General features: G+C 63.4%; 11 protein-coding genes. 6 read left to right on the top strand and 5 right to left on the bottom strand.

Going from position 1 to position 12,942, the window contains the following annotated elements:
• Positions 1 to 4: 4 nt before the first annotated feature.
• The 4 genes from moaC to VGO12_RS03095 are packed head-to-tail and all read right to left on the bottom strand — an operon-like array spanning position 5 to position 4,248.
• Positions 5 to 493: a cyclic pyranopterin monophosphate synthase MoaC gene (gene moaC, locus VGO12_RS03110; RefSeq protein ID WP_327511362.1), complete on the bottom strand. Its 489-nt coding sequence runs from the start codon at positions 491 to 493 to the stop codon at positions 5 to 7.
• Positions 493 to 1,308: an indole-3-glycerol phosphate synthase TrpC gene (gene trpC / locus VGO12_RS03105; protein WP_327511271.1), complete on the bottom strand. Its 816-nt coding sequence runs from the start codon at positions 1,306 to 1,308 to the stop codon at positions 493 to 495. The genes moaC and trpC overlap by 1 nt, the downstream gene beginning before the upstream one ends.
• Before the next feature lie 15 nt (positions 1,309 to 1,323).
• Positions 1,324 to 2,337, bottom strand: coding sequence for an anthranilate phosphoribosyltransferase (trpD, locus tag VGO12_RS03100; protein WP_327511270.1), 1,014 nt, complete (start codon positions 2,335 to 2,337; stop codon positions 1,324 to 1,326).
• An 18-nt stretch (positions 2,338 to 2,355) separates the two neighbouring features.
• Positions 2,356 to 4,248, bottom strand: coding sequence for a peptidylprolyl isomerase (locus VGO12_RS03095; RefSeq protein WP_327511269.1), 1,893 nt, complete (start codon positions 4,246 to 4,248; stop codon positions 2,356 to 2,358).
• Positions 4,249 to 4,587: 339 nt separating this feature from the next.
• Between VGO12_RS03095 and VGO12_RS03090 the strand changes: the two genes are divergently transcribed.
• Positions 4,588 to 6,234, top strand: a complete 1,647-nt coding sequence (locus VGO12_RS03090; RefSeq protein ID WP_327511268.1) for a Na/Pi cotransporter family protein — start codon at positions 4,588 to 4,590, stop codon at positions 6,232 to 6,234.
• 8 nt (positions 6,235 to 6,242) lie between these two features.
• On the opposite strand, the gene VGO12_RS03085 is transcribed toward VGO12_RS03090, so the two are convergent.
• Entirely contained in the window at positions 6,243 to 8,009 is a 1,767-nt protein-coding gene (locus VGO12_RS03085) for a hypothetical protein (RefSeq protein ID WP_327511267.1), read from the bottom strand.
• A 245-nt stretch (positions 8,010 to 8,254) separates the two neighbouring features.
• Between VGO12_RS03085 and glmU the strand changes: the two genes are divergently transcribed.
• The 5 genes from glmU to VGO12_RS03060 are packed head-to-tail and all read left to right on the top strand — an operon-like array spanning position 8,255 to position 12,904.
• Positions 8,255 to 9,625 carry a bifunctional UDP-N-acetylglucosamine diphosphorylase/glucosamine-1-phosphate N-acetyltransferase GlmU gene (gene glmU / locus VGO12_RS03080; RefSeq protein WP_327511266.1) on the top strand — a complete coding sequence of 457 codons (1,371 nt, stop codon included), beginning with the start codon at positions 8,255 to 8,257 and terminating at the stop codon, positions 9,623 to 9,625.
• 9 nt (positions 9,626 to 9,634) lie between these two features.
• Complete coding sequence (locus tag VGO12_RS03075; protein ID WP_327511265.1) at positions 9,635 to 9,859, top strand: hypothetical protein; 225 nt, start codon at positions 9,635 to 9,637, stop codon at positions 9,857 to 9,859.
• Positions 9,860 to 9,873: 14 nt separating this feature from the next.
• Entirely contained in the window at positions 9,874 to 11,700 is a 1,827-nt protein-coding gene (glmS, locus tag VGO12_RS03070) for a glutamine--fructose-6-phosphate transaminase (isomerizing) (RefSeq protein WP_327511264.1), read from the top strand.
• The gene (locus VGO12_RS03065) at positions 11,700 to 12,197 is read left to right on the top strand and encodes an N-acetyltransferase (RefSeq protein WP_327511361.1); all 498 of its coding nucleotides are present in this window, start codon (positions 11,700 to 11,702) and stop codon (positions 12,195 to 12,197) included. Before glmS ends, VGO12_RS03065 begins: the two co-directional genes overlap by 1 nt.
• A 17-nt stretch (positions 12,198 to 12,214) precedes the next feature.
• The gene (locus VGO12_RS03060) at positions 12,215 to 12,904 is read left to right on the top strand and encodes a DUF502 domain-containing protein (RefSeq protein WP_327511263.1); all 690 of its coding nucleotides are present in this window, start codon (positions 12,215 to 12,217) and stop codon (positions 12,902 to 12,904) included.
• Positions 12,905 to 12,942 lie beyond the last annotated feature (38 nt).

Here is a 12,942-nt window from a genome sequence, read left to right as displayed (position 1 = left end):
CGCCTCAGTTTCCTTCGCGCTGAAAGTCTCCGGATCGTCCGCCAGATTTGCTTACAACCTGGATGCCGCCAATCTCCATCTCACGGTCCGCGGCCTTGGCCATGTCGTAGATGGTCAGGCAGGCGACGCTGACCGAGGTCAGCGCTTCCATTTCGACACCCGTACGGCCGGTGAGCTTGGCAAGCGCCTCGACCCTCAGGCCCGGAAGCGTGGCGTCCGGCGTAATGTCGACCGTGACCTTGGTCAACATCAAGGGATGGCAAAGCGGGATGAGGTTTGCCGTCTGCTTGGCGGCCATGATGCCCGCGAGCCGTGCCGTGCCGATGACATCGCCCTTCTTGGCGTCGCCCTCGAGGATCAGCGCCAATGTCTCCGGCTTCATGCGCACATGGCCTTGCGCCACGGCGACCCGAACGGTCTCTGCCTTGTCACCGACGTCCACCATGTTGGCTTCGCCGCTTCCGCCAAGATGGGTGAGCGTCGGCTTACCCATCATTCGGCCGCCAGGGTGCTTGCGGCACCCGTCAGGAGCGCGCGTGTTGCTGCCTCGACATCGTTCTTGCGCATCAGGCTTTCGCCGACGAGGAAGGTTGTGATGCCGCTCTTTTCAAGCCGCTGGCAGTCCTCGTGGGTGAAAATGCCGCTCTCGCCGACCAGCAGGCGATCGTCCGGGACCATCGGCGCAAGTTGCTCCGAGACGGCGAGGTCCACCTCGAAGGTGCGCAGGTTACGGTTGTTGATGCCGACGAGCGGGGAGGCGAGCTTCAGGGCCCGTTCCATCTCTTCGGCGTCATGCACCTCGATCAGGACGTCCATGCTAAGCTCGAATGCCGTGTCTTCAAGATGGCGCGCATCGTCGTCGGAAAGTGACGCCATGATCAAGAGGATGCAGTCGGCGCCCCAGGCGCGCGCTTCGAACACCTGGTAGACGTCGAACATGAAATCCTTGCGCAGTGCCGGCAGGTCGCAGGCGGCGCGTGCCGCCTCGAGAAAGGCCGGCGCCCCTTGGAAGCTCGGCGCATCAGTCAACACAGAAAGACAGGCCGCACCACCAGCCGCGTAAGCCTCGGCAAGGGCCGGCGGATCGAAGTCCGGGCGAATGAGGCCCTTGGATGGGCTCGCCTTCTTGATCTCGGCAATCAGTCCGAAGCCGTGAGCCTCTTTGCGTGCAGCAAGCGCCCTGTAAAAGCCGCGCGGCGCCGACTGTTCGACGATACGCGCCTTGAGGTCCGCCAGGGAGACTTGCGATTTGGCGGCCGCGATCTCGTCGCGCTTGTAGGCTTCGATCTTGCGCAGGATATCCGTCATCGTGCCAATCCTTCCTCAGGCCGCGTTCGAAACGCTGATCAGGCGCTGCAGCGCCGTTCTGGCGCCGCCGCTCGACAGCGACTGACGAGCAAGCGCCATGCCCTCGGTGAGGTCCTTCGCCCGTCCGGCTATCATCAGCGATGCCGCCGCATTGGCAAGGGAAATGTCGCAATAGGCGTTCTGCGCGCCATCGAGGACGGCTTGAAGCGCCACGGCGTTGTGTGCCCCGTCGCCCCCCTTGAGGGCATCGAGCGCCACCGTCTCAAGGCCGAAATCGGCGGGCGTCAACGTAAAGCTCGAAATCGTCCCGTTCTTGAGAGCGGCGACCTGCGTGCTGCCGGTGGTGGTGATTTCGTCGAGGCCTTCGCCGTGCACGACCCAGACGTCTTCTGAGCCGAGATCGCGCAGAACCTCCGCGAGCGGCTCGACCCACTGGGGCGCATAGACGCCGACCAGCTGCCGCTTGACGCCCGCGGGATTGGAGAGCGGACCGAGCAGGTTGAAGATGGTTCGCGTACCGAGCTCGACCCGGGTCGGGCCGACATGGCGCATGGCGGAATGGTGCTGCTGGGCGAACATGAAGCCCACGCCCGCTTCGCGGATGCACTGCGAGATGGCTTCGGGGCCGATGTCGAGCTTGACGCCAAGGCACGAGAGTGCGTCGGCAGTGCCGGACTTGGAGCTCAGCGCCCGGTTGCCATGCTTGGCGACCGGCACGCCTGCGCCGGCGACAATCAGCGCTGCGAGCGTGGAGATGTTGTAGGTGCCGGCGCCGTCGCCACCAGTTCCGACGATGTCAACCGCATCGGCCGGCGCTTCGACCGGCAGCATGCGGGCGCGCATCGCGCCGACTGCGCCGACGATCTCGTCGACCGTCTCGCCACGCACCCGCAACGCCATCAGGAAGCCGCCGATCTGCGACGGGGTCGCCGCACCCGACATGATGATTTCGAAGGCTGCGCGCGCGTCATCGCGGTTCAGCGCCTCACGGGCGGCGACCTTGGCGACGAATGGCTTCAGATCACTCATCGGTCTTTTCCTCGGGGCCTATCGCTGCGCGATTGCGGTTTCGGCAAGCGTCTGGTTGATGGAAACGCCATAGGCGGCCTGCAGCGATGCGACCATCTGGTCGAGGATGTCCTCACCGCTGACGCGTGCCAAGGCCTCGATCTGGCGGCTGTCGTCCTCAAGTACGTCTGCCGGGCCGGCATTTTCGACCGCGGTCACCTGCACCAGGACCTGGCCTTCGCCACCGACACCGGGGGCATTGGCGACATGGCCGTTGGCGCCGGAGAAGGCTGCAGCGATGGCCGCGGGGCTGAGGGCCGCATCCGAAGTCGCGCGTGTCAGGCCGGATTTGGTTTCGACCACGAGACCGAGTTCGGTGGCGATGTCGGCGAGCTTCGCGCCCTGTTCGACGCGCTTCTTCAGTTCGCCGGCCTTCGTGGCGAGCGCTGCGCGCTGCTGTTCCGCCATCCAGTCCGCACCGATTTCGTCGCGGGCCTCGTCGAGCGTGCGGTCGCGTGCAGGCACGATCTCGTCGAGATCGAACCAGACATAGCCGTCCCGGCCGACATTGACCGGCAGCGTTTCCGCGCCGACATCGGCCTTGAACACTTCCTGCAGCAGGGCCGCCTGTTCCGGCAGGCCTGCAACGTCGTCTCCGTTCTTGTCCTTGCCGGTTGCATCTACTGCGTCGACCGTCACGAGTTTCAGCTTGAGCTGATCGGCGACTTCCTTCATCGGGGCGCCGGACGCGCGCTCGTCTTCGATCTTGTCATGCAGGCGCATCACTTCCTCGCTGGCGGCGGAAAGCGCGATGTCCTTGCGCAGCTCTTCCTTCACCTCGTCGAAGCCGCGCACGGTTTCCGGTCGGATGTTGGTGACCCTGAGGATCACGGGACCAAAGGCGCCATCGACAACCGAGGTCACGCCGCCATCGGCCGGCACGGCGAAGGCAGCTTCGCCGATCTTGGCATCGGGAACGCGATCCTTGGTGAAGTCGCCGAGGAGAACGTCGGCGGACGTCTTGCCCTCGGCCTTGACGAGATCGTCGAAGCTGGTGCCCGAGGCAAGCTTGACTGACGCGGCGTCAGCGGCGGCGCGCGACGCGAAGGCAAGCTGCTCGATCGTCCGCGTCGCGGCTGTACGGAAGCTCTCCTTGCGGCGGTCGTATTCAGCGCGGATCTCGTCCTCCGTGACGGTGGCCGTATCGGCGACATCCGAAGGCTCAAGCTTCACATAGCTGATCTTGCGATATTCCGGCGCACGGTAGTTGGCCTTGCGGCTGTCGTACCAGGGGGAAAGCACGTCGTCGGCCGGCACCTTGATCGCATCGATATTGGCGTTCGAGAGCAGCAGATAGTCGACGGTGCGCTTTTCGTGGCGATAGGCGCCGATGGCATCGGTGAGAACCTTGGGCGCCGTGTAGCCGTCGGAGAGGGCGTCGACGATCTGCGAGCGGATTGCCGTCTGGCTCTGGCTGTTGATGTAGTCCTGTTCACGCAGGCCCGCATTGCGCAGCACACTCGAGAACGTCAGGCGGTCGAACTGGCCATTGACGCTGTGAAAGGCCGGGTCGTCCGCGATCAGCTTGGCAAGCCGATCCTGCGACAGGCCGAGGTTCATGTCGTTGGCGAGCTGGTCGAGTGCCGCGCCGGCCACGATCTGCGAGTAGACCCGCTGTTCGATGCCGAATGCACGGGCCTGCTGCGGCGTCAGCCGCGTGCCGAGCTGACGGGAAGCCTGGGCCAGCATCGTTTCATAGGCAAGTCGGAATTCCGGCGGCTTCACCTTGACGTCGCCGACGGTGACCACCGCGTCCGACTGGTTGGTCATCGTCAGGGACGAACCGCCCCACACCATGAACGACAGCACGAGAATGACTAGCAGGCCTTTGACAACCCAGGTCTGGGCGGCAGTTCTCAGGAATTCGAGCATGGGGGCAGAAACCTCGTTGCAGTGCGGCGGCCATCGGCCAAATGAATTCGTTCCTTAAAACAAACGAAACAGGAAATGAAGCATTGTTTGCCGCAAATTGCGCGCACTCACGGGATCGTTCCCTTGACCGCGGCCACCCGGTTTTCACTGCAGATCACCGGCGCATCGCCACGTGTTCGAAGGGGCTGCGACGGCAATGCCGGCCCATCGGCCAAACTTGCGGGAATTCATTAGCCGGCAATCGAATTTTTCTGTCATATTGGCTCGAATACGCCCCGGAAATGTGGTTCTGTTACAGGCGTTAAGGGCGATTCTCATGGCCCTTCGGGAAGGCATGCGATGCAATCGACAATCGTAATGGTCAATCTGTTCGGCGCAGTTGCGCTGCTTCTCTTCGGCCTGTCGCTGGTCAAGGAAGGCGTGACGCGTGCCTTCGGAGCGCGGCTTCGCGCCGGCCTTGCGCAAGGGACCGATGGCGCCGTCAGGTCGTTTGCGACCGGGCTCGTTGCGACGCTTGCGCTGCAAAGCTCGACCGCCACGGCGCTGATGACGGCGTCTTTCGTGGAGAAGGGGCTGATCCGTTCGCGCATGGCGCAAATCGTCCTGCTTGGCGCCAATGTCGGCACGGCGATGACGGCCTGGATCGTTGCGGCCGGCATCGCCTGGCTGTCGCCGCTCGTCATTCTCGTCGGCGTTGTTCTGCATCGCGCCAGCCGTTCGAATGCCCGTCAGGGACTGGGATCGGCGTTTGTCGGGATCGGCCTCATGCTTCTCTCGCTGCATCTGCTGGGCGCGGCGACCGAACCGATGCGCGACAGCCCGGCGCTGGCGACCTTCCTCGGCATGCTCGACAGCGCCTGGCCGGTTGCGCTGATCATTGCGGCGGGCCTCGCCTTCGCCTCGTCCTCAAGCCTTGCCGTCGTCATGCTGGTGTTGTCGCTCTCGTCGGCCGGTATCCTGACCGTCGGGCTGACGGTGGCGCTCGTGCTCGGCGCGAACCTTGGCGGCGCGATCCCGCCGGTCATGGCCACCCTGTCGTCGGCGCCGTCGGCCCGCAGGGTTGCGCTCGGCAATCTGGTCGTCCGTGCGGTCGGCTGTCTGATCGCGCTACCGCTCACGGGCATGAGCGTCGAGTTTCTCCAGAGCTTGCCGCTGCCGCGGCAGAACCTGCCGGTCGATATCCATCTCGCCTTCAACCTGGCAATGGCGATCCTCGCCTGGCCTTTTGCCGGGCTGCTGTCGCGAGTCATGGCCCGGTTCATTCCCGACAGCGAAACGGAAGACACCGGTCCGCGGTACCTTGACGTCGCCACGCTGAACACGCCCGTCATGGCGTTGTCAGGCGCGACCCGCGAGGTACTGCGCGTCGGCGATCTCGTCGAAATGATGCTGATGCGGGCAGCGAACGCATTCAACAACAACGACCTCTCCGACATCCGCGATATCGGGAAGTTCGAAAAGCAGGTCGATCTGCTGCAGCAGGAAGTGAAGATCTTCCTGTCCCGGTTGGGTCGGGACGGTCTTGGGCCGGAGGATGGCCGCCGGTCGATCGTCATCATCGACTACGCCATCAATCTCGAGCATATGGGCGACATTATCGAGAAGGGGCTCTGCGAGCAGATCACCAAGAAGGTCAACAACGGCTTGAAGTTCTCGGACGAGGGCTATCAGGAACTGAAGAGCCTGTTCAACATGACGATCGACAATCTGCGCATCGCGCAGACCATCTTCGTCACGCGCAATGCCGACCTCGCCAAGCAGCTGATCGAGGTGAAGGTCAATGTCCGGCATCTCGAGAAACGCTCGGCCGAGCGGCATATCGAGCGCCTGCGTGATGGTCTGGTTCAAAGTCTGCAGACGAGCTCGCTGCACCTCGACATGCTGCGCGACCTGAAGAGGGTCAATGCCCATATCGCATCTGTCGCCTATCCGATCCTCGAGGAGAACGGGCTCATCAGCGAAAGCCGGCTTAGGCCGGGCGCCTGAGCCACGGGCTAGGAGTTCGTGTCCGCCGTCGTTCCCGTTTTCAGGCCCTTGCGGATGAAGGCATCGAAACACGTCGTCAGGGCAATCCGATCGTGGTTTGGCTCAAGGCTCGGAAGATAGAGCGACAGCAGCGTCCTGTTGACGTTGGTGACCGGGCAGGTCGGCACCAGCGCGATGTCAACGGCGCCGATTGCCGCCCTTACAGCGGCATCCGGTGGCGGAACGGCCCGGAAGGGGTCGGCGCCGATCGCCACATGGTGCGGGGCGCTACGGTCCATCAGCCACGGAAAGGGATTGGCGAAATCGATGTTGAAGATCGTCGTGAAGCGTACGCCATTGGCGCTTTCGTAGGCCTTGAGCGCATCGATCGCCTCGTCGACATTGCTGAGCCAGCCGGCCTGGAAGTCGAAGTCGCTATAGAGCAGGAACGACGGCAGTTCTCCCGCCGCGGCAAAGGCGTCGAAGGCGGGGCGCTGCGACGCATAGATTTCGCGCAGGCGCTCGGCGCGCAACGCCAGGATCGGCCGTACGTTGACCGCGCCCATCGTCTTGAGGTTCCGGCTCTCGACCGGGACATTGTTGATCGACCCGATCCAGGCGCGCGCACTCTTTTGCACGACGGCCGTCAGCGGCGGCAAGGCTGCCGCCAGAGCGAGCACCGCCACGCCGATGACGAGCGGCCGGGACCCGGCGCCTTCGATCTCATCGACAACGAGTCTGAGCAGCAGCGGCAGCAGGAAGATGAAGGCCTGGCTGCCCGTGTTCTGGCTCTCAAAGACGATCCCCGAAAGAATGAAGGCGGCAAGCCAGATGAACGGCTGGTCGATTGCCCTGCCGGCGGCTGCGAGCGAAGGTCGCCGGGTGAATGAGCGCAATGCCTGGAGGAAAGAGGCAAGATGCGTGATGAACAGCAGCAGGCACAACAGGCCGGCCGGAATGAGCAGGCCGGCATTCAGCGACGCGGCCTGGAACAGCCGCGGCAGCAGGCTGCCGTCGTTGACCGACAGCAACGCCAGAATGTCCGCGAGATAGGCCGAGACCCCACCGAGCGTGATCTCGACGGCTGCGAGAACAGCCAACGTGACGAGTGCCGCCGCGGCCGCCGCGCGGAACGACAGGCGTCCGGCGGCAAAAGCCATGAGGCACATCATCGTGCCGGCGACGGCGCCGGTGATCTTTACGAAGAAGAGCGCCGCCATCGCGCCGCCGACCGTGAGCGCAAGCATCCGCCGATCGCGCACGTGCACAAGTGCCGCCGCGAGCACATAAAGCAGCTGGCAGACCTGCCGGTTGTAGATGCCGAAACCATCCGAGCCCGGATAGGGGTAAAAATCGCCGGTATTGAACGGCAGCACGGCGAAAACCAGGAACGGTACCAGGATCGCGTAGGCGAGCGCTTTCGAGCGCCGCTGGACATCGACGACGACGAGGCCGGTCAATGGTCCGGTGACGAGCAGCAGGCACCAGCTTGCCAGCAGCAGCGGCTGCCCGTTTGGAAAGACGTCCTGAAGCGCGGTGAAGAGGTAGTAGCCCAGCGCGCCGACCGGCGCGAAGAAGTCGACCGAGGGCACCTGACCGTCGCGAATGCGGTTGGCTGCGTCGAGGTAGAGGTAATGATCCCAGAACATCGGGCCGATCGGCTGCGGGATCGTGAACGAGATGAGAACTGCAAGGACGGCAACGGTGAGGATGAGCAGCAGCAGGGGCGAGCGGCCATAAGCGAGCAAATCGCTCCTGGAACCTGCCGGCGTGGCAATTTCGGTACGGCTATGCATGGCGGCGTCGTTCTCCCCCGTGGGAGCGATGCACCCGCACTGCTGGCTGACACTGGCTCCGCGCCCTGTTATGCCATTGCCAGGTTTTAAGCCGGTTAATGCGATGTGATTGTGCGAATTTTGCTTCTCGCAATATCTTGACGATACCACCGCGCCGAATCGAGCACGATTTTGTACTTAAGGTGATTCCGATTTAACGGATTGCATGTAGGGTTTCGGCCCTGGGAAAGACCAAGGAGAGTTAAATGGAACGGACGTGCCTGGCCATCATCTTGGCTGCGGGTGAAAGCACGCGGATGAAGTCATCCATGTCGAAGGTGCTGCATCCGGTGGCCAGCCGGCCGATGATTGCCCACGTCGTCGAGGCGCTGGCCAACGCGTCGATCTCCGATATAGCGCTCGTCGTCGGTCGGGATGCCGAGGCTGTGTCGGCGGCGGCCGATATCGGCGGTGTCTCGATTTCTTCCTATCTCCAGAAGGAACGGCTCGGTACGGGCCATGCGGTGCTCGCCGCCCGTGAAGCTATCGGCAAGGGTTACGACGATGTTCTCGTCGTTTTCGGCGACACGCCGCTGGTCAAGCCGGAACCGCTCAGGGCCGCCCGTGCGGGGCTGGCTGCCGGCAACGACGTCGTGGTCATCGGCTTCGAGGCGGCGGACCCGACCGGTTACGGGCGCCTGATCGTCAAGGACGGGGCCTTGCTTGCCATCCGCGAACACAAGGATGCGACGGAGGAAGAACGCCGGATCACCTATTGCAATGGTGGCCTGATGGCGATCAACGGCCGAAAGGCGCTCGACCTGCTCGGCCGCATCGGCAACGACAACGTCAAGGGCGAGTACTATCTGACCGACCTCGTGGAAATCGTCAGGGAAATCGGCGGCAACGCCGTTGCCGTGGAAGCGCCCGAGGAGGAACTGACCGGCTGCAACACGCGCGCCGAACTCGCCTTCATCGAGCGGCTCTGGCAGCAGCGTCGGCGCCACGAGCTCATGCTTTCGGGCGTATCGATGATTGCGCCGGAAACGGTGTACGTCGCCTGGGATACGGTTCTCGAACAGGATGTATTGGTCGAGCCCAATGTCGTCTTCGGTCCTGGTGTGCGCGTGGAAAGCGGCGCGATCATTCATGCGTTTTCGCATGTGGAAGGCGCGATCGTGCGCGCCGGCGCCACTGTCGGCCCGTTTGCACGCCTGCGCCCGGGAGCAGATCTCGGCGAAAAATCCAAGGTCGGCAATTTCTGCGAGGTCAAGAAGGCGGAGATCGGGACCGGCGCCAAGGTCAACCACCTGACCTATATCGGCGACGCCTTTGTCGGCGCGGGCTCCAACATCGGAGCCGGTACGATCACCTGCAACTATGACGGCGTGAACAAGCACGAGACGCGGATCGGCGAAAATGCCTTCATCGGCTCGAATTCGTCGCTGGTGGCACCGGTTTCGATCGGCGACGGCGCGCTCGTCGCCTCCGGCAGCGTGATCACCGAGGATGTGCCGGCCGATGCCGTTGCCTTCGGCCGCGCCCGCCAGGAGATCAAGCCGGGCAGGGCGCGTGTGCTGCGCGAGCGCTACGAGGCGATCAAGGCGACGAAAAAGGCAGTCAAGGCGGCCAAATAGGCCGCAACCTTGCGCATTTCACGCGGCCTGGACAAGTCGCGACAGCGCTTGGGCGCTGCTGAGGATTACCCCTGGACCGGATACGGTTCGGGCAAACATGCTGTCGCGTTAAATACTGAAACCGAAAGTGAAATCGGGCCGGATTGCCTCGCCCGGCAAATGCTTTACCAAGGCAGCGCGCCGGGCGGGTTTATCGCCCTCGTTGAACAGGGCGCCGTGATCGGCGCGGGATGAATTCGGAGACGGCTATGTGCGGTATTGTTGGCATCGTTGGCAACCAGGCGGTCTCGGAGCGACTGGTCGATGCGCTGAAGCGCCTCGAGTATCGCGGTTATGATTCGGCTGGTATCGCCACCATCACCGGCGGTGCGCTCGAGCGCCGTCGCGCCGAGGGCAAGCTCGTCAATCTCGAGATCCGCCTGCGCGAAGAACCGCTCGCCGGCACCATCGGCATCGCCCACACGCGCTGGGCGACCCACGGTGCGCCGACCGAGCGCAACGCCCACCCGCATTTCACCGACGGCGTTGCTGTCGTGCACAACGGCATCATCGAGAATTTCGCCGAGCTCAAGGACGATCTGATCGCCAGCGGCGCCCGCTTTGCGACCGACACCGACACCGAGGTCGTGGCGCATCTCTTGTCGAAATTCCGCCGCGAAGGCCTCGGCCGGCGCGAGGCGATGCATGCAATGCTGAAGCAGGTCACCGGCGCGTATGCGCTTGCCGTGCTTTTCGAGGACGATCCGTCGACGATCATGGCGGCGCGCAATGGCCCGCCGCTGGCGATCGGCCATGGCAAGGGCGAGATGTTCCTCGGCTCCGACGCCATCGCGCTGTCGCCCTTCACCAACGAGATCACCTACCTGATCGACGGCGACTGGGCGGTGATCGGCGCGAACGGCGTGCATATCTTCGACCTCGACGGCAACGCTGTCGATCGCCCGAAGCAGATCTCGTCGGCCGCCGCCTACATGATCGACAAGGGCAACCACCGGCACTTCATGGAGAAGGAAATCTACGAGCAGCCGGAAGTGATCGCGCACGCGCTCAGCCACTACATCGATTTTTCCGGAAAGCGGATCAAGGCTGCGGATACCGCATTCGATTTCGCCGCCGTACCGAGCCTTGCGATCTCGGCCTGCGGCACAGCCTATCTCGCTGGCCTCGTCGGCAAGTACTGGTTCGAGCGCTATGCCCGTCTGCCTGTTGAAATCGACGTCGCCTCCGAGTTCCGCTACCGCGAGATTCCGTTGTCGCCTCAGGCGGCCGCGTTGTTCATCTCGCAATCGGGCGAGACCGCCGACACGCTGGCGTCGCTGCGCTATTGCAAGGAGCAGGGTTTGAAGATCGGCGCGGTCGTCAACACCCGTGAATCGACGGTCGCGCGCGAATCCGATGCCGTGTTTCCGATCCTTGCCGGCCCGGAAATCGGTGTCGCCTCGACCAAGGCCTTCACCTGCCAGCTCGCGGTGCTGGCATCGCTTGCGATCGGCGCCGGTCGCGCCCGCGGCACGGTAAGTGCGGAGGAAGAGCAGCTTCTCGTGCGCCACCTCGCCGAAATGCCGCGCATCATGGGGCAGGTGCTGAACGCCATCCAGCCGCAGATCGAGCTTTTGTCGCGCGAGCTGTCGAAATGCCGCGACGTGCTCTATCTCGGACGCGGCACCAGCTTCCCGCTGGCGATGGAAGGCGCGCTGAAGCTCAAGGAAATCTCCTATATCCACGCTGAAGGTTATGCCGCCGGCGAGCTGAAGCACGGGCCGATCGCGCTGATCGACGAAAACATGCCCGTCATCGTCATTGCGCCGCACGATCGCTTCTATGACAAGACGGTGTCCAACATGCAGGAAGTGGCAGCCCGCGGCGGCCGGATCATCCTGATCACCGACGAGAAGGGCGCTTCCGCCTCCAAGCTTGAGACGATGGCGACGATCGTGCTGCCGAATGTCGACGAGATCATCGCGCCGATGATCTTCTCGCTGCCGATCCAGCTGCTCGCCTATCACACCGCCGTCTTCATGGGCACCGACGTCGACCAGCCCCGCAACCTTGCAAAGTCGGTGACCGTCGAATGATCTATGTCAGACACGAACGCCCAGGTGACGAAACGGCGATCGGCCAGGTGACGGCGGCCGCCTTCGAGGGGCATCCGCACAGCGACCAGAGTGAACCGTTGATCATCGAGCGCCTGCGCGCGGCGGGTGCTCTGAGCGTGTCGCTCGTTGCCGAGAAGGACGAGGCCATCGTCGGCCATATCGCCTTTTCGCCCGTCACGCTCGTGCCTGCCGAAACAGGCTGGTTCGGCCTCGGCCCGGTCTCGGTCCTGCCGGACCTCCAGTCGCAGGGGATCGGCAGGCTGCTGATCCGCGAAGGCCTTGAATGGCTTCGTGCCGAGGGGGCTTCCGGTTGCGTGGTCGTCGGCGATCCCGCCCTCTATCAAAAGTTCGGCTTCCGCAACGAATCTGCGCTTGAATTCCCGGGTTGTGCGCCGCAATATTTCATGGCGCTGGCTCTTTCCGGCGCAATGGCAACCGGCACGGTCGCCTATCATCCGGCCTTCGGCGGCGCGTGAGGTAAGACGGAAGAAGCATGACGGAACCCACGAAACGCGGCTATATCGGTGGCCGGCTGCGCACTTACTTCCTCACCGGCCTGATCATCTGCGCGCCGGTAGCGATCACTGTCTGGCTCGTGCGCACGTTCATCGATTGGGCTGACGGTTGGGTGAAGCCGTATCTGCCGAACTTCTATAATCCCGATACCTATTCGCCTGTCGCCATTCCCGGATTCGGCTTGCTGGTCGCGATATTCGTGATCACGTTCGTCGGCTTCATGACGGCCAACCTCGTCGGCCGGTCGATCGTCAATTTCGCGGAGTCTCTGCTCAACCGCACGCCGCTGGTCCGCACGATCTACAAATCGACGAAACAGATCTTCCAGACGGTGTTGCAGGAGCAGTCGTCCTCCTTCAAGAAAGCCGGGCTGATCGAGTATCCAAGCCCGGGGCTCTGGTCGCTGGTCTTCATCGCAACGGACGTCAAGGGCGAGATCGCCGCAAAGTTTGACGATCGCGGCATGGATATGGTGGCGGTCTTCCTGCCGCCGACGCCGATCCCGACGGCGGGTTTTTTGCTGTTCGTCCCGCGCGACAAGATCATTCAGCTCGACATGAGCGCCGAAGACGCAGCCAAGTTGCTGATATCCGGTGGCCTTGTGACCCCCGATTACAAGCCGCTTGCCAATGCGCCCGTCAAGATCGGACAGCAGAAGACCGCCTGAGCCAGCGTCTCCTTCAGTTCCGCTCCCTGCGCTTCAAG

The sequence above is a fragment of the Ensifer sp. genome, from assembly GCF_035999135.1.
Classification (GTDB): Bacteria; Pseudomonadota; Alphaproteobacteria; order Rhizobiales; family Rhizobiaceae; genus Ensifer.
Note: the sequence above shows the minus strand (reverse complement) of the source record. Positions and strands in the feature narration are given on the sequence as shown.